This window comes from Acidiphilium sp. JA12-A1 (assembly GCF_000724705.2).
Taxonomy (GTDB): Bacteria; Pseudomonadota; Alphaproteobacteria; order Acetobacterales; family Acetobacteraceae; genus Acidiphilium; species Acidiphilium multivorum.
The window spans coordinates 24,434-44,380 of sequence record NZ_JFHO01000003.1 but is presented as its reverse complement, the minus strand read 5'-3'; the positions used below and the strand labels follow the sequence as shown (position 1 = coordinate 44,380).

General features: G+C 63.8%; 21 protein-coding genes. 15 read left to right on the top strand and 6 right to left on the bottom strand.

Annotated elements, in window-relative coordinates:
- Positions 1–67 precede the first annotated feature (67 nt).
- The 3 genes from RT91_RS00590 to RT91_RS00580 are packed head-to-tail and all read right to left on the bottom strand — an operon-like array spanning position 68 to position 2,926.
- The gene (locus tag RT91_RS00590) at positions 68–955 is read right to left on the bottom strand and encodes a prephenate/arogenate dehydrogenase family protein (protein ID WP_035185051.1); all 888 of its coding nucleotides are present in this window, start codon (positions 953–955) and stop codon (positions 68–70) included.
- Positions 948–2,042 (bottom strand): histidinol-phosphate transaminase, encoded by a 1,095-nt coding sequence (hisC, locus tag RT91_RS00585; RefSeq protein WP_013639466.1) that lies wholly within the window; start codon positions 2,040–2,042, stop codon positions 948–950. The genes RT91_RS00590 and hisC overlap by 8 nt, the downstream gene beginning before the upstream one ends.
- Complete coding sequence (locus RT91_RS00580; protein ID WP_011941525.1) at positions 2,039–2,926, bottom strand: chorismate mutase; 888 nt, start codon at positions 2,924–2,926, stop codon at positions 2,039–2,041. Before RT91_RS00580 ends, hisC begins: the two co-directional genes overlap by 4 nt.
- Positions 2,927–3,031: 105 nt before the next feature.
- Here RT91_RS00580 and RT91_RS00575 point away from each other — a divergent pair, with 105 nt between their 5' ends.
- From RT91_RS00575 to RT91_RS00530, 10 genes are all read left to right on the top strand, one after another.
- Positions 3,032–4,177: a homoserine O-acetyltransferase gene (locus tag RT91_RS00575; RefSeq protein WP_035185048.1), complete on the top strand. Its 1,146-nt coding sequence runs from the start codon at positions 3,032–3,034 to the stop codon at positions 4,175–4,177.
- A 35-nt stretch (positions 4,178–4,212) separates the two neighbouring features.
- On the top strand, positions 4,213–4,827 hold the full coding sequence (gene metW / locus RT91_RS00570; RefSeq protein WP_035185074.1) for a methionine biosynthesis protein MetW: 615 nt from the start codon (positions 4,213–4,215) through the stop codon (positions 4,825–4,827).
- A gap of 22 nt (positions 4,828–4,849) precedes the next feature.
- The gene (locus tag RT91_RS00565; protein WP_013639464.1) at positions 4,850–5,587 is read left to right on the top strand and encodes an ABC transporter ATP-binding protein; all 738 of its coding nucleotides are present in this window, start codon (positions 4,850–4,852) and stop codon (positions 5,585–5,587) included.
- Positions 5,584–6,384 (top strand): ABC transporter permease, encoded by an 801-nt coding sequence (locus RT91_RS00560; protein WP_035185045.1) that lies wholly within the window; start codon positions 5,584–5,586, stop codon positions 6,382–6,384. The genes RT91_RS00565 and RT91_RS00560 overlap by 4 nt, the downstream gene beginning before the upstream one ends.
- A 37-nt stretch (positions 6,385–6,421) precedes the next feature.
- On the top strand, positions 6,422–7,036 hold the full coding sequence (locus tag RT91_RS00555) for a histidine phosphatase family protein (protein WP_240314130.1): 615 nt from the start codon (positions 6,422–6,424) through the stop codon (positions 7,034–7,036).
- Between the two features lie 75 nt (positions 7,037–7,111).
- Positions 7,112–7,822, top strand: coding sequence for a lipid-binding SYLF domain-containing protein (locus RT91_RS00550; RefSeq protein ID WP_240314129.1), 711 nt, complete (start codon positions 7,112–7,114; stop codon positions 7,820–7,822).
- 38 nt (positions 7,823–7,860) lie between these two features.
- The gene (locus RT91_RS00545; RefSeq protein ID WP_013639461.1) at positions 7,861–8,337 is read left to right on the top strand and encodes a YcgN family cysteine cluster protein; all 477 of its coding nucleotides are present in this window, start codon (positions 7,861–7,863) and stop codon (positions 8,335–8,337) included.
- Positions 8,322–9,071 (top strand): SprT family zinc-dependent metalloprotease, encoded by a 750-nt coding sequence (locus RT91_RS00540; protein WP_343205816.1) that lies wholly within the window; start codon positions 8,322–8,324, stop codon positions 9,069–9,071. Before RT91_RS00545 ends, RT91_RS00540 begins: the two co-directional genes overlap by 16 nt.
- Before the next feature lie 41 nt (positions 9,072–9,112).
- Positions 9,113–10,120, top strand: coding sequence for a zinc-binding alcohol dehydrogenase family protein (locus tag RT91_RS00535; RefSeq protein ID WP_035185037.1), 1,008 nt, complete (start codon positions 9,113–9,115; stop codon positions 10,118–10,120).
- A complete protein-coding gene (locus tag RT91_RS00530; RefSeq protein WP_035185035.1) occupies positions 10,121–10,714 on the top strand; it encodes a nucleoside triphosphate pyrophosphatase in 594 nt (197 codons plus the stop codon). It abuts the gene before it with no gap.
- Here RT91_RS00530 and RT91_RS00525 read toward each other — a convergent pair.
- A complete protein-coding gene (locus RT91_RS00525) occupies positions 10,690–11,043 on the bottom strand; it encodes an accessory factor UbiK family protein (RefSeq protein WP_007422302.1) in 354 nt (117 codons plus the stop codon). The genes RT91_RS00530 and RT91_RS00525 overlap by 25 nt on opposite strands.
- A 59-nt stretch (positions 11,044–11,102) precedes the next feature.
- Between RT91_RS00525 and rfaD the strand changes: the two genes are divergently transcribed.
- From rfaD to RT91_RS00500, 5 genes are read left to right on the top strand one after another with little or no spacing between them, the layout of a single operon-like run.
- Positions 11,103–12,083, top strand: coding sequence for an ADP-glyceromanno-heptose 6-epimerase (rfaD, locus tag RT91_RS00520; RefSeq protein WP_035185029.1), 981 nt, complete (start codon positions 11,103–11,105; stop codon positions 12,081–12,083).
- Positions 12,080–12,910, top strand: coding sequence for a prolipoprotein diacylglyceryl transferase (gene lgt / locus RT91_RS00515; protein WP_007422304.1), 831 nt, complete (start codon positions 12,080–12,082; stop codon positions 12,908–12,910). The genes rfaD and lgt overlap by 4 nt, the downstream gene beginning before the upstream one ends.
- Positions 12,907–13,881: a class I SAM-dependent methyltransferase gene (locus tag RT91_RS00510; RefSeq protein ID WP_007422305.1), complete on the top strand. Its 975-nt coding sequence runs from the start codon at positions 12,907–12,909 to the stop codon at positions 13,879–13,881. Before lgt ends, RT91_RS00510 begins: the two co-directional genes overlap by 4 nt.
- Positions 13,878–14,621 carry a peptidoglycan editing factor PgeF gene (gene pgeF, locus RT91_RS00505; protein WP_013639456.1) on the top strand — a complete coding sequence of 248 codons (744 nt, stop codon included), beginning with the start codon at positions 13,878–13,880 and terminating at the stop codon, positions 14,619–14,621. The genes RT91_RS00510 and pgeF overlap by 4 nt, the downstream gene beginning before the upstream one ends.
- Complete coding sequence (locus RT91_RS00500) at positions 14,618–15,553, top strand: hypothetical protein (RefSeq protein ID WP_013639455.1); 936 nt, start codon at positions 14,618–14,620, stop codon at positions 15,551–15,553. Before pgeF ends, RT91_RS00500 begins: the two co-directional genes overlap by 4 nt.
- Here the strand turns inward: RT91_RS00500 and RT91_RS00495 are convergent.
- Positions 15,483–17,699 carry a Hint domain-containing protein gene (locus RT91_RS00495; RefSeq protein WP_035185025.1) on the bottom strand — a complete coding sequence of 739 codons (2,217 nt, stop codon included), beginning with the start codon at positions 17,697–17,699 and terminating at the stop codon, positions 15,483–15,485. The two genes, RT91_RS00500 and RT91_RS00495, sit on opposite strands and share 71 nt — an antisense overlap.
- 96 nt (positions 17,700–17,795) lie before the next feature.
- A complete protein-coding gene (gene uvrC / locus RT91_RS00490; protein WP_035185022.1) occupies positions 17,796–19,700 on the bottom strand; it encodes an excinuclease ABC subunit UvrC in 1,905 nt (634 codons plus the stop codon).
- Positions 19,701–19,947: the final 247 nt, after the last annotated feature.

The following is a 19,947-nucleotide window of genomic DNA, read 5'->3' as shown; positions in this document are numbered from 1 at the left end:
TCGGATTGCTCGGGTTGTGCGGCTGATAGCGAAGCCGGTGCCCCGTGGCAAACCGGCAAGGCCTCGCTCAGGCCTGATTGATGTCGATCAGCGCCTGGCGGATCTTGCGGCCGCGCAGAACCTTGTCCTCGATGTAAGCGGCATCGCCCCACCGAACGGCGCGTGCCATGGCCTGCGCATCCTCAGTGAAGCGGGCCAGCATTTCCAGTAGTGCCTCGCGATTGTTGAGGAACACGTCGCGCCACATTGTCGGGTCGGACGCAGCGATCCGGGTGAAATCCCGGAAGCCCGAGGCGGCGAACTGCAGCACTTCCTGCCTGGTCTCGTCGGCGAGGTCGTCCGCCGTGCCGCAGATCGTGAAGGCAATGAGGTGCGGCAGATGACTGACAATCGCCACCACCCGATCGTGATGGGCGGCATCCATGACGCTGACCATCGCGCCACAGCGCTCCCAGAACGTCCGCATGCGGCTGATCGCATCCTGATCCGTGCCCGGCACCGGAGTAAGAAGACACCAGCGGCCCTTGAACAGACCCGCGAACCCTGCATCGGGACCCGAAAACTCTGTCCCGGCCATCGGATGGGCGGGGACAAAATGCACCCCTTCCGGCAGGTGCGGCCCGATATCGCGGATGACGGACTGCTTGGTCGATCCGACATCGCTGACGATCGCGCCCGGCGCGAGATGGGGGCCAATCTCCTCGGCCAAGGCGGCGTAGGCGCCCACCGGCGCGCAGAAGATAACGCAATCCGCCCCCTGCACGGCGCGTGCGGGGTCAATCTCGCATTCATCGGCAATGCCCAGTTCCATGACACGGTCGAGCGTTGCCTGCGTTCGGGCATTGGCTACGATCGTCCGGGCCAGATCGCCGCGCTCGCGGGCAACCCGCGCGATCGACGAGCCGATCAACCCGATTCCCAGCAGGGCAAGGCGGTTGAACAGCGGCTCAGCCATGGTTTTGGCCGAAATCATCGAGCGCGTCGGCGACGGTCGAGCATTCCTCGTCGGTTCCGATCGTGATCCTCAGGCATTGCGGCAATCCATAGGCCGCCACCTGCCGAACAATGATGCCCCGGCTGCGCAGATGAGTATCGGCAGCAGCCGCACGATCGGCGGTCTCAAGATCGGCCAGCAGGAAATTCGCCTCGCTCGGCCAGACGCGGAATCCCGCTCGTTCGATCCGCGCCGCCAGTTCCGTCCGGGCGCGGGTGTTATGGTTGCGGCAACGCTCGACCCAGCCCGGCTCGTCGAGCGCGGCAATCCCCGCGGCGGCGGCGGGGCCGCTCACGTTGAAGGGCATACGGGTCCGGTTCAGCACATCGACAATCGCGAGTGGCGCATAGGCCCAGCCCAGGCGCACGCCACCAAGCCCGAACATTTTCGAGAATGTGCGGGTCATCACCGTGTTCTGGCCGGAATCGACCAGTTCGACGCCCGGGTCGTAATCGGCGCGCTCGACATATTCCGCATAGGCTGCGTCGAGGACCAGCAATACATCCGGCGGTAGTTCCGCCCGAAGCCGGGAGACGTCCGAGGCGGGCACGAGGCTGCCGGTCGGATTGTTCGGATTGGCCAGGAACACAAGCCGGGTCGCCGGCGTCACCTCGGCGAGCATGGCATCGATATCGGCCGTCAGATTTCGTTCCGGCGCCTTCCGTACATTCATCCCGGCGAGCCGTGCGGCGATCTCATAGATCAGGAACCCGTGCCGGCTCATCACCAGTTCGGTCCCCGGCCCACCATAGGACTGGATCAGCAGGGCAATCAGGTCATCGGATCCGTTCCCACAAACGATCCGCGCCGGGTCGAGGCAGAAGCGACGACCGATCGCCGCACGCAGCGATGTCGCCCCTCCATCCGGATAGCGATGGGCGATTGCCGCCACTTCGGTCAGCGCCGCGATGGCGCCAGGCGGCGGGCCGAACGCGCCCTCGTTGGACGACAGCTTGATGACCCGGTTCACCCCATCGAGCCTTGATTCGCCCCCGACGTAGGGTGGAACCGAAAAGACGGCGGGGCGCGCGGTGGGCAGACCGCTCATCGCGAGGGACCAGACGCACCAACTGGCGCGGCATACGACCCGAGCACGACAGGCGGCGCGAGGAAACCGGCCAGCGTGCCGAGTCGGGCATCCTCGCGCGGCACATACCCCTCGACGTCAGCCAGCGCATAACCGACCTCCCGCCGCGTAACCCTGCGGAGCAGCAGGGAGCCGACGTCGAATCCGGCATCGCGCAACATCCCGACGATCCGCGCCGTGCTGGTATCGGGGACGATCTCAATGCCGATCAGGCTGCGGTCATTCCCGCTTGCGTCCGGCACAAAGGATGAGACGACATAGGCGTCGGCCTGCGGCACACCCTCCCCTCGCCGTCCCCAGAAGGGCAGCTTTGCAACGATGGACAGACGCGGCGGGCCTCCATGCATCAGGCCGACCCACCACGCCGCCTGATCATCGTCCTCATCGGATGGAAGCGGCAAAACCGCTGCATGCGCCGCAGCGCCGGTGACATCGGCGAGGGCCTGGGAGGGCGTGCGGTGGCGGCGCATGGCGGTCAGCGGCCCGAAATGCTCGCGCGCGACGGCCAGCAGTTCGGCCTGCACGCCGTCAGCGACGGCGATGACGAGCCCTCCCTCGATCATCAGGGCGCCGGAAAACAGTTCCCGCCAGATCCTGACGATCGTGTGCTGGGGGAGCGATCCCTGGTGCCGATCGAGCAGGCGGCGCAGGATCGCCGCCTCGCGCCCGGGACGGATCGGCACGCCGCGTTTCCCCCCCTGAGAGGCAACGCGCTCGATGATCTCCGCGCGCTGCATCAGCATGTCGTGGATCCGGTCATCCAGCGCATCGATCTCGGCGCGAAGCCTGGCAAGCGTCTCCGGAGCAGTATCGTTCGGGGTCGGCGAAGGCGGCGTTTCAGACATGATAATCCAACATACTGACTTTCAATCTATCTGATACAGGAGGCACGCCGCACGGCAAGCCCCATCCTTGCCGCCCGCATGGGTTGAGCGCATATCGGGCGGGCCATGGATCAGTCCCCTTTCCCTGACATAGCCCATCAGACGGCATCGTTTTCAGATGGCCTCGTTCTTGACTGCGGCACGACGCTGCTGCGGCTCGAGGTGGCCTACCGCACCTATGGCTCGCTGAACGCCGAGAAGAGCAACGCGATCCTCATCTGTCATGCGCTAACGGGAGACCAGTACGTTGCCGAGCCGCACCCTCTTACGGGAAAGCCGGGCTGGTGGAACGCCCTGGTCGGCGCCGGCAAGCCGGTCGACACTGATCGGTTCTTCGTGATCTGCGCGAATGTGCTGGGCGGATGCATGGGATCGACGGGACCACGCAGCCGGCGCGATCACGGGGCCGACGAGCCCTGGTCGATCGACTTTCCTGCGATCACCGTTCAGGACATGGTGCGCGCCCAGAAGAAGCTGGTTGACTGGCTTGGAATCGAACGCCTTTTCGCGGTTGTCGGCGGATCGATGGGGGGCATGCAGGTGCTCGCCTGGGCTTCGCTGTTTCCGGACCGCGTGTTTGCCGCCGTGCCGATCGCGACCGCGCCCTATCATTCCGCGCAGAACATTGCTTTCCATGAGGTCGGCCGGCAAGCGATCTATACCGACCCTGATTTTCATGGTGGCCACTACCGGACACATGGCGTGATTCCCGCCCGCGGCCTCGCCGTCGCGCGCATGACCGCACATATCACCTACCTCTCGGAAGCGGCCCTGGCCAGGAAATTCGGCCGCCGGCTACAGCGCCAGAACGCCCTCGCCGCGCCCGTCTTCGGTGAACGCTTCGCGGTCGAAAGCTATCTCGAACATCAGGGATCGAGCTTCGTGCGGCGATTCGATGCCAACTCGTATCTCGTGATCACGCGGGCAATGGACTATTTCGATCTCGCCGCCGATCATGGCGGGTCGCTGTCGGCCGCCTTTCGCGGCACGAAGACACGCTTCCTTCTGGTATCCTTCAGTTCCGACTGGCTGTTCCCGACAGCGGAAAGCCGGGCTATGGCGCGCGCACTGAATCAGGTCGCGGCGAATGTCAGCTTCGTCGAGATCGTCAGTGACAAGGGGCACGATGCTTTCCTGCTCGACGAACCCGACTTCCATCGTACCGTCGCCGGCTTCATCTCCGGCGCGGCCGAAGCGGCGGGCCTGCAATGAGCCAGCAAGCGCCGGTGCGGTTCGTCGGCAAGAACATGCGCGTCGACCTCGAACTGATCGCAGAGATGATCCCGCCAGGCTCGCGGGTCCTCGATATCGGCTGCGGCGACGGCGCATTGATCGACCTTCTCGCTCGCACGCGCAGGTGCGATGCGCGGGGCATCGAGATCGACATGGCGGAAGTCACGCGCGCCGTAGCCCATGGCCTGCCGGTCATGCAGGGCGATGCGGATGCGGACCTTATCCACTACCCCGATGCCGCGTTCGATTACGTCGTGCTTTCGCGCACGCTTCAGGCGGTCGAACAGCCGCGGGAGGTGCTGCGCCAGATGCTGCGGGTCGGCACCAGGGCCATCGTCAGCTTCCCGAATTTCGGCCACTGGAGCCTGCGCTGGCAGCTCTTTTCGACCGGGCGCATGCCGATGACGACGACATGGAACAGGATGTGGTACGAGACGCCGAATATCCATCCATGCACGATTCGCGACTTCTTCGACCTCTGCGCGACGGAACACTATCAGGTCGAGCAATGGCTTGCCGCCGACGAGGCCGGCCGCCGTGCCCCTTGGCGGCGCTTTCCACTGCTTGCCAATCTGTTTGGGGAACAGGGGCTTTTCGTGCTGAGGCGCGAGCCGGCGGCGGAAGACTGAAAACGGCCTCAGTGACATCGGCATGGATGCGATCAACGTCGAGAACCTGACCAAGAGCTTCGGCGCCGTGCGCGCGGTGGAGGGCGTGAGTTTCAGAGTCGCTCCGGGCACCACCTGCGGCCTGCTCGGGGGCAATGGCGCGGGCAAGACGACAACGATTTCGATGCTTCTTGGCATCCTGGCGCCCGACGCCGGAGCGATCCGCGTGCTCGGCCACGACATGGCGCGCGACCGGTTCGCCGCGCTGGCCCGGATGAATTATTCGTCGCCCTATGTCGCCTTGCCGATGCGGCTGACCGTCGAGGAAAATCTGCGCGTCTACGGTCATCTATACAACGTTCCGCAGCTTGAGCGGCGGATTCGCGAACTGGCCCGGGATTTCGATCTCGAGGCACTCCTGCGCCGCAAGGCGGGCGCGCTTTCGGCCGGACAGAAAACCCGCGTCGCGCTGGCCAAGGCGCTGATCAACCGCCCCGCCCTGATTCTGCTCGATGAGCCAACAGCAAGCCTCGATCCGGATACCGCGGATTACGTTCGCACCGGGCTCGAACGCTATCGCGACGAAACGGGCGCGGCGATCCTGCTCGCCTCGCACAACATGGCCGAAGTGGAGCGGCTCTGTGCCGAGGTTCTGATGATGAAGGGTGGACGCATCGTCGATCGCGGCACGCCGGCCGGGCTGATTGCGCGATATGGCCGCGGTGATCTTGAGCAGGTCTTTCTCGCCATCGCGCGCGGCACGGAGTCCCGGGCATCATGATTGCCGCTCTGCGCCGCATCTGGGGTCTGATGTATCGCCATTTCTGCCTTTACCGGCGGTCCTGGCCGCGCCTGCTCGAACTCGCCTACTGGCCGACGCTCGAATTGCTGATCTGGGGCTTCACGGCGAAATTCGTCGTTCAGGGCCATGCAGACCTGCCGGTACGCGCCGCCGGCGCGCTGATCGGCGGCGTGCTGCTCTGGGAAGTCGCCCTTCGCGCGCAGATGGGGGTAACGATCTCGTTCCTCGAAGAAATCTGGTCCCGTAACCTGGGCCATGTCTTCGTCAGCCCGCTGCGCCCGCGTGAGATGGTCTTCGCGCTGCTCGGTGTCTCCGTCATGCGCTCCCTCGCCGGCCTTGCGCCGGCCGCCGTCATCGCCTTTCTGCTCTACGACTTCAACGTCTTTACATTTGGCCCCGCCCTCATCCTGTTCATGCTGAACCTGTTTCTCATGGGCTGGTGGCTCGCCCTTGGCGTGATTTCGCTGCTGTTCCGCTATGGGGCGTCGGCTGAGGCGTTGGCCTGGACACTGGCTTTCGGCCTCACTCCGGTCGCCTGCGTCTTCTATCCGGCCTCGATTCTCCCCGGCTGGTTACGCCCCGTCGCCGAGGCGCTGCCGGCCGCCCACATTTTCGCGGGCATGCGCAGCGCGCTCTACCGGCACGTGACAGATTTCAGCCAACTTGGAATCGCGTTCGGCCTGAATGGCATCTGGATGGCTGCCGCAGCCATGATTTTTGCCGCCCAGTTCAGGGCGGCGCGACGCAGTGGCGCGCTGGTCACGATCGGCGAATGACGCCAGCCCGGCCCCACCTCGAATGACGGAACCCGACATGAAACCGACGACCTTCTGGCTGATCCGCCATGCCACCGTCACGCCGGATGCACTCGCCCTTCTCTATGGGCAGATGGACGTGCCGATCTGCGGCGAACGCCGCCTGCGGGACACGCCACGCTATGCCGCGCTCGCCAGCAGCCTGCCCCGCCCGGCTCATTGGGTCGTCACCCCGCTCTCCCGCACGCGGCTGACAGCTGAAGCGATCATGGCTGCCGGATACGGACCGGTCGTCCCTCAGGTCGAGGAAACCCTGATCGAGCAGGATTTCGGGATCTGGCAGGGAATGAACATGTCGGAGTTCAACCGGCGCGGTTCGCCGCATCCGTTCTGGCCGGTGGGCGGAGATGAACAGCCGCCGGAAGGCGAGAGCTTCGCCCAGTTGCGCGCGCGTGTCGGCACCGGTCTCGACCGGCTGGGCGAAGCGCACCGGGGGAAGGACGTCGTTGCCGTCTCTCACGGCGGAGCAATCCGGGCGGCCGTTGCCCACGCTCTCGACCTCACGGCGCACCAGGCGCTCAGCCTCGCGATCGAGAATCTTTCCGTCACACGGATCGAGCACCACGGTCACGCATGGCGGGTCGTCACGGTCAATGAACAAATTTCCATTTGAACGACAGGCGGATTGAGGCCAAATCAATTCCCCAGATCGTTCAGACGGAGACGGTTGATGATGAAACATAATGACGTGGTTCGCGGCGTCGCTCGCGGAACGACCAGGGTTGGCATCGCAGCGCTGCTGCTCGCGATTCCGCTTGCCTCCTGCGCATCGGACGCGGGAACGCCGAATGCGGCACAGGAACTCGTCGACCGGTCGACGCTCACCATCGAGACCATGCTGGGGTCGGGCACTGCGTCCGCCGGCCAGGCGACTCAGCTGCTACGCAACGCAAAGGCCGTCGTCGTTTGTCCAAGGATCTTCAAGGCCGGATTCTTCGTTGGCGGCGAAGGCGGGAGTTGCGTTCTCGTGTCGCGCGCGGCGGGCGGCTCCTGGTCTGATCCGGCATTCTACACCATGGGCAGCGGCAGCTTCGGCCTGCAGATCGGCGCCCAGGACGCCGAGGTCATCATGCTGCTGATGAACAACACCGCACTGAACGCGTTCCTCAACAGCCAGTTCAAGATTGGCGCCGATGCCGGCGTATCGGTGGCAACCCTCGGCGCCGGCATTGGCGGTTCCAGTGGCACCGCCCTCGGCGCCGATATCGTGACCTTCGCCAAGTCCCGCGGACTTTATGGCGGGATATCCTTGTCAGGCTCGGTTTTCTCGAATGACGCGGCACTAGACCAGCAATATTACGGCCAGACGGTCGGCCCGCGGCAGATTGTTGTGAACATGACGGTCAACAACGCAGGGGCCAATCCGCTTCGCGCCATGCTTGCCAAATACGGCGGATAATGCTTTTCCGGCACGTCCCGCCGGGCTAGGCTGTTGTCATGTCGAAAGCTGGCAACGCACCGTTCTGGCGCACGAAACGCCTCGAAGAGATGACCCCGTCGGAATGGGAGTCCCTTTGCGACGGGTGCGGCCGCTGCTGCCTGCACAAGCTGCGGGACGAGGAAACGAATGAACTTGCGTTCACCAATGTCTCGTGCCGCCTGCTGGATACGGCAACGGGGCGATGCCGAAATTATGAAAACCGGCTTCGCGAGGTGCCCGACTGTTCGGCGCTCACACCCGAGCTTGTCACTGCCATCGACTGGCTGCCGCCATCCTGCGCGTATCGGCTGATTGCCGAAGGCAAGGATTTGCCGGATTGGCACCCGCTGCTGACGGGTGATCCGGAAAGCACATTTCGTGCAGGCGCGTCGGTTGCGGGACGGGTGCGAAGCGAGACCTCGGTGCATCACCTTGAGGACCATATCGTGAACTGGCCGGCCCGTTGGCCGCGCGCCAGGTGCCACGCCGGATAGGAGCCAACGTGCCGGTCGTCCCGTTCGATGTCGAACCACATGACGGGGCCGAACCCGTAGTGATCGGCGGATTGCAGACATCGATTTTATGGCGACGAAGCGCCCGCGCGCGGCGGATCGCCCTGCGAATCGACCCTCAGGGCGGACGGATCGTGATCACGCTGCCGCCTCGCGGATCGCGGAAAGCGGGCCTGGCACTGCTCCGCGGCCATGAAATATGGGTTGCCGAACGTCTTGCCGCCCTGCCCGCTCCGGTCATCATCGCGGATGGCAACGAAATCCCGATTTTTGGACGGCCTCACCGGATCGTCCATGACCCGTCTCTGCGCGGTGGCGCAATCATCGAACAGGCCGCCATACGGATCGGCGGTCATCCAGAGTTCCTGGCCCGGCGCGTGAGGGATGCGTTGCACGACCTTGCGTTGCGGGAACTGTCGGCCCAGGCGCGCGACAAGGCCGCACATGTCGGCGCCCGCCCCGCGGCCATCCGGGTCAAGGACACCAGGACGCGATGGGGCAGTTGCGCGGCGAACGGGACCCTGATGTTTTCATGGCGCCTGATCATGGCGCCGTCTTTCGTTCAGGACTATGTCGTTGCGCACGAAGCGGCGCATCTGCGCCACATGAATCATGGCCCGGATTTCTGGCGGCTTGCCGAGATGCTGACGCCGCACCGGGTCACGGCAACATCCTGGCTCGCCGCTGAGGGGCCTGGATTGTTGCGGATTTCCTGAAACGGGCACGGATCTTCCGTCCCCAAAGATGAGGCCAACTCATGAAAGCTGTCGCCTTCACTCACTCTCTGCCAGTCACTGCCGACGAGGCGCTGATCGATATCGAGGCACCCGATCCGGTATTGCGGACTCACGACGTTCTGGTCGAGGTTCGCGCCGTGTCGGTGAACCCGGTGGACACCAAGATCCGGCGGCGTAACGAACCGCTCGGCGAGCCCCGCATCCTCGGCTTCGATGCCGCTGGAATCGTGCGCTCGGTTGGTCCCGGCGTCACGCGGTTCGGTATCGGCGACGAGGTCTTCTACGCCGGCTCCGTCGACCGCCAGGGCAGCAACGCCCAGTTCCACGCAGTCGATGAGCGGATCATCGCCCGCAAGCCGCGCTCGCTGAGCTTCGCCGAAGCCGCAGCCCTGCCGCTGACGACACTCACAGCATGGGAAATGCTCTTCGACCGGTTTTCCATCCCGCGCGACCGCGTGCATCACGATACGTTGCTGATTGTCGGCGGCGCAGGCGGCGTCGGCTCGATGGCGATCCAGCTTGCCTGCCAGTTGACGGGACTCGTCGTGGTCGCGACGGCCTCACGGCCGGAAACCATCAACTGGTGCTCATCTCTCGGCGCGCATCACGTGATCAATCACCACCATCCGCTGGCGCACCAGCTCGAGACATGCGAAGTGAGCGCGCCAAGCTACATATTCTGCACCAACCACGTCGAACGGCACTGGCGCGAATTGTGCCATGTGCTTGCCCCGGAAGGGCGGATCGGGCTCATCGAATCGACGGGGCCGCTTGATATGAACGAAATCTTCAACAAGTCGGCCTCGGTGCACACCGAATACATGTTCGCGCGCTCGCTGCATCAGACGACGCAGATGATCGAACAGCATCACATCCTGCAATCGGTGAGCCGGCTCGTCGACCAAGGTGTCCTCCGCACTACGATGACCGAGAATTACGGCCCGATCACGGCCGCCAATCTGCGCCGTGCCCACGCGGCAATCGAAAGCGGAACCACCCGCGGGAAGATCGTGCTCGAGGGGTTCTGAGTGCGGGTGATTCTCGCCAGCACCTCGGTCACCCGGCAGTCGATGCTGAAGGCGGCCGGTGTGCTGGCGGATACCGAGTCATCGGGGGTCGATGAAACGCCCATCAAGCGCGCCGGCACGCTGGCCGGCCAGTCGGCTGCGGTGGTTGCGGCCAGGCTTGCCCGGGAGAAGGCACTCGCGGTGTCTGCCCGTCATCCCGATGCGGTCGTGATCGGCGCCGATCAGATGCTGGATTGCGAAGGCACATGGTTTGACAAGCCCGCCGACCGGGAGGAGGCCGCCGAAACCCTGCACCGGCTTTCCGGCCGGACGCACCGGCTCGAGACCAGCATTGCCTGCGTCCGTGACGGCGAAGTGACGTGGTTTCACGGCGAGGCGCCGAGGCTGACCATGCGGCCTCTCTCGGACGCCTTCATTACCGCCTATCTAGCCGCCGAGGGCGAGGCCGCACTGCACTCGGTCGGCGCCTATCGCCTTGAGGGGCAGGGAATTCAACTTTTCGAGCGGATCGAGGGGGATTTCTTCACGATCCTCGGCCTGCCCCTGCTGCCGCTGCTTGGCTATCTGCGTCAGATCGGCGCATTGCCATCCTGATCCGGGACCGCCAGCGGACCCGATGCCGGCGCCTCGGCCACCCCGTCGGCACCGGCATCGGGTCCGACAGGGCGTGGAGCCGCCGGAATTACCATGTCCTCAAGATGCGCAACACGGGAGGCAAGAGCTTCGGATTCCGCACGCGCCCTGACCGCAAGCTCCATCACCGCATCGAATTCCTCGCGCCTGACAAGGTCGAGCCGCCGGATCGCCTCGTCGACCCGCGCCCGCACCAGGGCTGAGATTTCGTCGCGCAGGCCGCTGGCCGCCGAGAGCGCGCCGCCGGCAAGGCCTGCCAGATCATCAAAAAACCGCGGTCTCTCGGTCATGCCAATTCTCCTGCAGAGTGGTGATGACGGATCATCTCCGCCTCTCTATAAACGCCTCCATGATACTGGTCACGGGCGGAGCGGGTTTCATCGGCTCCAATCTCCACGCAGCACTGCACGAACGCGATCTGAACGTCGTCATTGTCGACAGGCTCCGCACAACGGGGAAATGGCGCAACCTGCGCGCTCACCCACCGGCGATGATCGTTGAACCGCGTGAACTCGGCGATTTCCTCGCCAGCCAGCCGCCACTCGATGCGGTGATCCATCTCGGCGCGATCAGCGAAACGACCGCCATCGATGGCGATCTGGTCTGGCAGTCGAATGTTGCCCTGAGCCAGATGTTATGGCGCTGGTGCGCGGCGCAGCGGTTGCCCTTCATCTATGCATCGTCGGCCTCGACCTATGGCGACGGTTCGGCAGGCTTTGACGACGACAATGACCTCGCGGCACTGCGAAGGTTGCGGCCGCTGAACCTGTATGGGTGGTCCAAACACGCTTTCGACTTGTGGGTGACCGGCGAATGCGCGGCGGGCCGACCCCGACCGCCGCAGTGGGCCGGCCTGAAATTCTTCAACGTCTACGGACCCAATGAATATCACAAGGGCCGCATGATCTCGGTCGTCAAGGTGAAGTTCGACGAGGTCGCTTCCGGCAGCCCGGCCCGCCTGTTTCGGTCTGACCGGGCTGATATAGCGGACGGCCAGCAGGCGCGCGATTTCATCTGGGTGGACGATGTTGTCGCCGCGATCCTCTTCCTGCTCGATCATCCCGAGGTGAGCGGGCTGTTCAACCTCGGCACCGGCACCGCGCGCAGCTATGTCGATCTCGCCCGCGCAGTCTGCTCTGCATGTGGCGTCGGCGAGCGGATCGAATTCGTTCCGATGCCGGAGAGTCTGGTCGGGCAATATCAATCCTTCACCGAGGCTCGGATGGACCGCTTGCGCGCGGCCGGCTTCGACCGTCCCTTCACGCCCCTCGAACAGGGCGTCGAGGCCTATATCAGGAACTTCCTCAGCCGGCCGGATCAGTACCGATGAAAAACGTTTATGTCTGGCCGCATTTCGATCCGATTCTTGTCCGGTTCGGACCATTCGCCATCCATTACTATGCGCTGGCCTATATCACCGCGTTGGTGCTTGGCTGGCGGCTGATGCGCCGCCTCGTGCGCGAGGCGCCGGTCGTCGCAACCCACGAGCAGGTGGACGATTTCCTGTCCTGGGCAACTCTCGGCGTCGTCCTCGGCGGTCGGCTCGGTTATATTCTGTTCTATCAGCCGGTCTATTTTCTCGATCATCTGAACCGGACCTATGCCGTGTGGGATGGCGGGATGAGTTTCCACGGCGGCATGCTGGGTGTGGCGGTCGCAATCCTGATCTATTGCCGCCGGCATGGCATCGACCCGTGGCGTTTCGGCGACCGCGTCGCCGTGCCGGTGCCGATCGGCCTGTTTCTCGGCCGCATTGCCAATTTCGTGAACGGCGAACTTTGGGGACGCCCCGCGCCAGCCTGGTTTCCGTTCCGCATGATCTATCCCGAATCCGGGTCGGACGTGCCGCGCTACCCATCCGAACTGATCGAAGCCACGCTCGAGGGGCTCGTGCTGTTCATCGTTCTGCTCATTGCCTCCCGCAACGAGCGGATCCGCAGCCAGCCCGGCTATCTCGGCGGCATGTTCGTCATGGGCTACGGCATTGCCCGCACGACCGCCGAATGTTTCCGACAGCCGGACTGGTTTCTCGGCTACCTCATGTTCGGGCTGACCATGGGACAGTTGCTGTCGATCCCGATGATCGTGATCGGCGCGACGATGATCTGGCGCGCGAAATACGTCGCTCGCCGCCAAGGCGCCCTCGCCACCGCATGATTGAGCGGCTTGACGCCTTCATGGCCCGCGCCAATGCAGCTTACTACGCGAGCCGCGATCCGTTTGTGGATTTCGTGACAGCACCGGAAATCAGCCAGGTTTTCGGTGAGCTGCTCGGCCTGTGGGCTGCCATGGCCTGGAGCATGCTCGGCAGCCCGGCCCCCTTTGCTCTGGTCGAGGCCGGGCCGGGCCGCGGTCATCTGATGACCGACGCGCTCCGCGCGGCAAAGCGGGCCATGCCCGCGTTCGTCGAAGCCGCCGACATTCATCTGATCGAAACCTCGCCCCGACTGATCGGGCTGCTGAAAGACAGGCTGCCGCAGGCGATGTTCCACGCCGATCTATCGACAATCCCGGATCAATCGATCATCCTTCTCGCCAACGAATTTCTTGATGCCCTGCCGATCCGCCAGTTCGTCCGGCGCGGTCCGGCATGGCGCGAGCGTTACGTCGCCGATGGTGCTTTCGTCGAGGCATCCGCGGAGACGGCTCTGCCCGATGCGCCGGAGGGAACGGTCATCGAGCGGAACGAGACCGCAGAGGCCTTCGTGGCCGCCCTTGCCTCGCGTATCTCCCGCCGTGGCGGCAGCGCACTTCTGATCGACTACGGCCATGATGGCGGCGCTACCGGCGAGTCCCTCCAAGCGATCATGGATGGCCAGCCGGCCGATCCGCTCGCCGAACCAGGCCGGCGGGATCTCACCGCCCATGTCGATTTTAGCCGTCTGGCCATGGCGGCCCGCAACGCGGGGGCCGAGATCCGAGGGCCAGCGGCGCAGGGTGCGTTCCTCGCAGCCTTGGGGATTCATGAACGCACTGCCCAACTCGGTCATCATGCGGGACAGGACGATGCGCTGCGCCTGCTGGCCGCAACACGGCGGCTGACCTCCCCTGAGGCTATGGGGAGCCTGTTCCGTGTGATGGCCATCTGCCCACGAGGGATGGAGCCACTTCCAGGATTTGGGGCATGATTTCGTTCGTCACCGCTTCGCTCGATGTTCCTCACGGGTTCTTCACCCGCGCGGGCGGCGTGTCTCCGGGGCCTTATGCAAGCCTAAATTGCGGCCGGTCCGGGCAGGACGATCCTGCCAACGTCGCGGAGAACCGTGCCCGCGCCGTCATGGCCATCGGCGGCCATCGCGACCGTCTGGCCGGACTGCGACAGGTTCACGGGGCGGTTGCCGTCACCTCCCCCGATCCGGAGGGGCCGTTCCACGAAGCCGACGCCATGGTGACCGACCAGCCGGGCCTCGCCCTGGGAATCATCACCGCAGATTGCGCTCCCGTGCTCTTCAGTTCCGCCGATGGCAGGATCGTAGGCGCGGCCCATGCCGGCTGGCGTGGTGCCGCCGCTGGCGTTCTCGAGCAGACCGCCGCTCTGATGCGCCGGATGGGCGCTTCAAAGATTGTCGCCGCAATCGGTCCCTGCATCCACAGGGAGAGCTATGAGGTGGGATTGGACATGAGAACGGCAGTGCTCGCCAGCGGCGCTGAAAGCGAATGTTTTTTCTCGGCCGGTCGTCCGGGCCATTGGCACTTCGACCTTCCGGGTTATTGCGCCGCGCGCCTGGCGATGGTGGGCATCGACGCAGCGATCCTGCCGCACGATACGCTCAGCGATGAAACCGCATTTTTCTCCCACCGCCGCCGAACCCTGCGCGGCGAAGGCGCGGGCGGCCACCAGATCTCGATCATCATGGTGCGGTCATGAGGCGGCGGCTGCTCGTTGCGCTGCCGTTGCTGCTGGCAGGCTGCGGAACGCTTCCCCAGCCTCTTCTGGGGAAGCCCGGGGCGATGGGCGCCCGCCTTGCGGTGCCGCCACCGCCGGTCCTCATCGTCCCTCCGCCGCCGGATGCGCTCCTTGGCAACCGCGCTGCCGATGCCTACGCGCACGATCTTGCCAAAGCGCTTGTCGACCGGAATGTGCCCAGCATCGTCCGCCCGGCGCGTCCCTATGACTGGCAACTGGAAGCAACGGCGCGCACAGCGAATGCGACGGTCATTCCCGGCTTCCGGATCATCGGTCCCGGTCACAAGGAATATGGCCACCTGACAGGCGCCGAAGTGAGCGGAGCCGCCTGGGCCGCGGGGGATCCCGCAACGCTCAGGCAGGCAGCGGATGCGGCGGCGCCCGGCCTCGTGAAACAGCTTTCCGCGATCAATGCCGCCGTGCAGCAAAGCAATCCGGCGTCTCTTGAAAACCGCCCTCCCCGCGTCAGGCTCATTCGCGTGACCGGAGCGCCGGGTGATGGCAACCATGCCCTGAAACTCGATGTCTCCCGGGATCTGCCGAAACTCGGTGTGGTCATGGTCGACCACACGGCCGACGCCGATTTCCTGATCGACGGCGTCGTGAAGGTAAGCCCGGCCAACAAGGACGGCAAACCGGGCGGAAGCGACCTGGTCGAACTTGACTGGACAGTCCGGAACCGGCGCGGCGGATTCATCGGCAAGGTCTCCCAGCTTCACGACCTGAAGCCGAGCGAAATGACACCCTACTGGGGCGACGTTGCCGCCGCCGCGGCCAGTCAGGCGGCGCTAGGCCTGCGGCAGGTCATTCGCAACGCGACACTCAAGCACGATGCCTTACCGAAACACCGCAAGACGGAGCCGGCACATCCCACACCGGCGCAACAGCCCTAACGGTGAAGGCCAGTTCGCGGGCGCCAGCCGCGTCGATCGTCGCGGTCCCGTCGGTCCAGCGGAACCAGCCATCTCCCGCATGTTCGGGACCATGAAATCCCCGGCCAAAGAATGGTGCCGCGATGTCGACCGGATCGCCGTCCAGCACAGCGTCGCATATGGCGATCCCAAGCCACCGCCAGTCCTCCGAAGCCGGGTCAAGTTCTGCCGGGCGAGAGGCGGTTGACAGCAGTTTGAGGTCGCAAGGCGCGGGCGGCAACCGGTAAATCCGGTGCCGGTCCGCCGACCAGACAGGCGCCACTGTCTTTCCATCTGCAACGACCTGGAAGTTTCCTGCCTTCTGGCGAATGCCACGTGAGGCAACCCGGTATTGCAGACCCGCCCGGATCCGCGCGAGATCCGGGCCACCGTCGACAACCGGCGCATAGAGGCGGCCGGGGTCGCGCGCCAGAGCCCCGAAGTCCGGGAACAGCGAAATGGTGGCGTCGCCATCCTCGAACTGGAAACGATTCCCGCAATCGAGATAGGTCTCCGCCGGCAGCATCTCGGCCAGAACAACGTCGTGGCTTTCCAGTTCGACATGATAATAGGTCACGGTCGGCACCGTTACCTGCCGGATGGACAGGCCGTTGATCAAACGTTTGATCTCGACCAGTGAACCGTCGATCCAGATTGCATGATCGGGCGAGAGATACAGGTCACGGCAGGGTTGCCCGACACCGAAGGCATCTTTTTCGATCAGCACGGGCAACACCGATTCCGGCACAGGATGCCGGCGACAATCAATCCGCCGCTGGCCGCGCCAGGCAATCTGCCGGACCTCTCCACGCAGCGTGATCACCTCATCCCCCTCGGAAAGGGTTTCCACTGGCCGCAGGCCCGAAGGCGTCAGCAGGCGTGTGCCGTGGCGGAAACAAGGCACAACGACCTCGAAAGTCTTCGGGTTCGTGCCGCCGATCGCCACGACGGCAAGTGGTCCAGGCGCCGTTGCAAACGTCACGTAAAGGGGTGCCAGACCGTTATTCAGGGTCAGGACATTACCCGCAACCGTTCCGCTCAGTTGCTGCGACGCGCCAAATCCGGTGATGTCGATCGTATCACCCGGCGTGAATCCTTCGACGGTACCGGAGAACGGATGCGACTGGTTGAACTGCATGAACGAGCCGGGCGCGTTGAAGTCGATTGTCGTGCCGGCGGCAACGGTGTTTGCGAAATCGACAAAACCACCCGCGAGGTCGATCACTCCGGAGCCGGAAACCGCCGCTCCGAAATCGATCGCATCTCCAGCCTGCACGAGGAGTGTTCCGTCATTCCGGAAGGGCGACGATATCGTCGAGATGCCCGCAAGATCCCACGTTGCTCCCGCCGCGATCGAAATCGTATTGAACTGCACGAATTCCTGCGTTGGATTGACGAAGGTGCCTTCCGTCGTCCCGCCAAACACGAGATCGGCGACCTGCCCGCCGATGGCGGCGCCGTCGAACGTGGCGCCCGGCAGAACAGTCAGGGTATCGGTTACCGTCATCACGGCTCCGCCAGTGAAGGAAATCGCCGGGCCGGAACTGGCACTCACCAAGCCGCCCTGGACGATGTCCACATAATTCTGGCCGATGGGAACCAGAATGCCAGTCGAGCCGCCAACGGTCCCGAAATTATCGAAACTGGCGACATTGCCGAGAACCACGCCCGCGGACCCGCCTTCGATCACCCCTCCCGCCTCATTGACGGCCACCGCCGCGCCGATCTGAAGACCGATTCCGGCGTTCCCCGCGGAGATCAGGCCGGCATTCAGCAGAGTGCTTCCCGTCACGCCGCCACTCAGCTTCACCGCATCGCCAGAGGCACTCGCGAGGGTTCCGCTGGCCTCGTTCTGGATGTCGAAAGCACGACCCGACGTGGACAACACGGCATCGCTCGCGGCGGTCACCAGGCCATGATTGTCGATTTGACCGCCTGCGAGAAGCAGAACTCCTCCGTCATCTGATGCGGCGATTGTCCCGGTCACGTCGATTGTCCACGTCAGGGGCGCCACGAGGGCATTTCCCCCAGCCACGTCGATGATGCCTTCGATGGCCACCGGGTCGGCATACTGCGCTGACGATAGGGTAACCCCGGAGAGCACGGTGCCGCTGATCGTGTCTGACATGACCACTCCTTAAGGTGCATCAAATGCAAAATACAACTCTACGGTTGTATTTAACATTAAACCTTAAGTTGTGTCGATGAAATTTTTAACCCGCCGTCAATCTTTCCGGATTCCTCCTGCGGGAAGATCGTCAAATCGAGCATCCGGGTTGAAGTATCCGTAAATCAGTCGGGCCGTCGTCCGGTTTATGCCGGAGACAGCTTCCAGATCCTTCAATCCGGCCTGGCGCACGCCCCGTGCCGAACCGAAATGATTGAGCAGGGCCTTCTTTCGCGCCGATCCGATACCAGGAATGCCATCTAGCTCACTCGTGGTGATTTTGCGGCTGCGACTCGCTCGATGGGTCGTGATCGCATAGCGGTGCGCCTCGTCGCGCAACCTCTGGAGAAAATAAAGCACGGGGTCACGGGGCGGCAGTTGAAAGGGAGAACGGTCCGGCAGATGAAACCATTCACGCCCCGCGTCACGATCGGGCCCCTTGGCGATCGCGACCAGCGGAACATCGCTTACCCCGAGTTCGTCCAGTACCGCGCGCGCCGCCGATAATTGCCCGGCGCCGCCATCTATCACGATAAGATCCGGCCAGGTGCCATCTTCACGCGACGGGTCTTCGGCCGTCGCCCGGACAAAACGACGTGTCAGCACCTCGCGCATCATTGCGAAATCGTCGCCCGGCGTGATCGGCCCCTTGATCGAGAAGCGCCGATAAGCCGGTTTGATGAAGCCCTCGGGACCGGCAACGATCATCACACCATAGGCATTGGTGCCCATGATGTGAGAGTTGTCGTAAACCTCGATCCGTTCCGGATTTCCCTCAAGACCGAACAGAGCGGCCGTCGCCGCAAGCAGTTTTTCCTGCCCCGCGGACTCCGCCAGCTTTCGCTCGAGTGCTTCCCGGGCATTGGTTGCCGCGTGCTCGACGACATGGCGCTTCTCACCGCGCTGCGGCACGGCAAGTTCAACCTTGTACCCTGCCTTGAGACCAAGCGCATCCTTGAGCAGGTCGGCCTGGGGGACGGTGTTGCTGAGCAAAATGAGAGGAGGCGGAGTCTTGTCGTCATAAAACTGGGCAATGAACGCGCCGAGCACATCGCCCGGCGTCGCTCCCTGGGCCTGGGTGGGAAAGAAACTCCGGTTGCCATAATTCCGCCCGCCTCGGATGAAGAAGACCTGAAGACAGGACTGACCCGCCGCCTGATGGATCGCGATCACATCGGCATCGCCAACACTTTCGGGGTTGATCACGTCACCGCCGCGAATGTGCGCAAGGCCACGGATGCGATCCCGGATCGCCGCCGCACGCTCGTATTCCATGACGTCCGCGGCAGCTGCCATTGCGGCGGCCAGATCGTGCTGCACCGTCCCCGCGCGGCCGGACAGAAAATCACTCGCCTGGCGGACCAGCGCCCCATAGGCCTCGGCATCGATGCGCCCGACGCACGGAGCCGAGCATCGCTTGATCTGGAACAGGAGGCAGGGCCGCGTGCGATTGGCGAAGACCGTATCGGGGCATGTACGGAGCAAAAAGACACGCTGCAGCGCCTGGATCGTCTGGTTCACCGACCACGCCGAAGCGAACGGCCCCCAGTAGCGCCCCTTGCGCACTTGTGCGCCGCGGTGCTTCGCGAGTTGGGGAAACTCCCCATCCTCCGTGATCACCAACCAGGGATAGGATTTGTCATCCCTCAGCAGGATATTGTATTTAGGCTTCAACCTCTTGATCAAATTGGCTTCAAGAAGCAGCGCCTCGGCTTCCGTATGGGTGGTGATGATCTCGACGGTGGAGGTTTCCGACACCATGCGCCGCAACCGTTCGGGCAAACGTGCGATCTGCGTATAGGTCGTGACTCTTTTCTTCAGGCTGCGCGCCTTGCCAACATAAAGCGCGTTTCCGGAGAGATCGAGCATCCGGTATACGCCAGGCGCCGCCGGCATGGAGACGAGCGCGCCTGAGATCACTTCAATCCCCTTTGGCGCGGGTCGCTGCGTATCACTCATCATCCTGGTCCATTGGCACCGTAAGGTTGTGGATAAGTCTGTGCATGGTTTGCAAGAATGGAGATGTGACTGACCAGTCAACCCCTCTCAGGAAATTTACGGCCCGATCCGATGATCTCTCTAAGGCTCTGATATTAAAACATTCCAGAATTGCCAAAAGTAAAAAAAAGAGGCCTGTGGAAGATGACATCGGAGTTATATGCGTCACATCCAGGAGTGGACAACTTTCCGAACGAAATGATCCAATGTT

Coding starts and splice junctions, on each gene's coding strand:
- RT91_RS00590 (WP_035185051.1), bottom strand. CDS start 955: ATGGCTGAGCCGCTGTTCAACCGCCTTGCCCTGCTGGGAATCGGGTTG.
- hisC (WP_013639466.1), bottom strand. CDS start 2,042: ATGAGCGGTCTGCCCACCGCGCGCCCCGCCGTCTTTTCGGTTCCACCC.
- RT91_RS00580 (WP_011941525.1), bottom strand. CDS start 2,926: ATGTCTGAAACGCCGCCTTCGCCGACCCCGAACGATACTGCTCCGGAG.
- RT91_RS00575 (WP_035185048.1), top strand. CDS start 3,032: ATGGATCAGTCCCCTTTCCCTGACATAGCCCATCAGACGGCATCGTTT.
- metW (WP_035185074.1), top strand. CDS start 4,213: ATGCGCGTCGACCTCGAACTGATCGCAGAGATGATCCCGCCAGGCTCG.
- RT91_RS00565 (WP_013639464.1), top strand. CDS start 4,850: ATGGATGCGATCAACGTCGAGAACCTGACCAAGAGCTTCGGCGCCGTG.
- RT91_RS00560 (WP_035185045.1), top strand. CDS start 5,584: ATGATTGCCGCTCTGCGCCGCATCTGGGGTCTGATGTATCGCCATTTC.
- RT91_RS00555 (WP_240314130.1), top strand. CDS start 6,422: ATGAAACCGACGACCTTCTGGCTGATCCGCCATGCCACCGTCACGCCG.
- RT91_RS00545 (WP_013639461.1), top strand. CDS start 7,861: ATGTCGAAAGCTGGCAACGCACCGTTCTGGCGCACGAAACGCCTCGAA.
- RT91_RS00535 (WP_035185037.1), top strand. CDS start 9,113: ATGAAAGCTGTCGCCTTCACTCACTCTCTGCCAGTCACTGCCGACGAG.
- RT91_RS00525 (WP_007422302.1), bottom strand. CDS start 11,043: ATGACCGAGAGACCGCGGTTTTTTGATGATCTGGCAGGCCTTGCCGGC.
- rfaD (WP_035185029.1), top strand. CDS start 11,103: ATGATACTGGTCACGGGCGGAGCGGGTTTCATCGGCTCCAATCTCCAC.
- lgt (WP_007422304.1), top strand. CDS start 12,080: ATGAAAAACGTTTATGTCTGGCCGCATTTCGATCCGATTCTTGTCCGG.
- RT91_RS00510 (WP_007422305.1), top strand. CDS start 12,907: ATGATTGAGCGGCTTGACGCCTTCATGGCCCGCGCCAATGCAGCTTAC.
- pgeF (WP_013639456.1), top strand. CDS start 13,878: ATGATTTCGTTCGTCACCGCTTCGCTCGATGTTCCTCACGGGTTCTTC.
- RT91_RS00500 (WP_013639455.1), top strand. CDS start 14,618: ATGAGGCGGCGGCTGCTCGTTGCGCTGCCGTTGCTGCTGGCAGGCTGC.
- RT91_RS00495 (WP_035185025.1), bottom strand. CDS start 17,699: ATGTCAGACACGATCAGCGGCACCGTGCTCTCCGGGGTTACCCTATCG.
- uvrC (WP_035185022.1), bottom strand. CDS start 19,700: ATGATGAGTGATACGCAGCGACCCGCGCCAAAGGGGATTGAAGTGATC.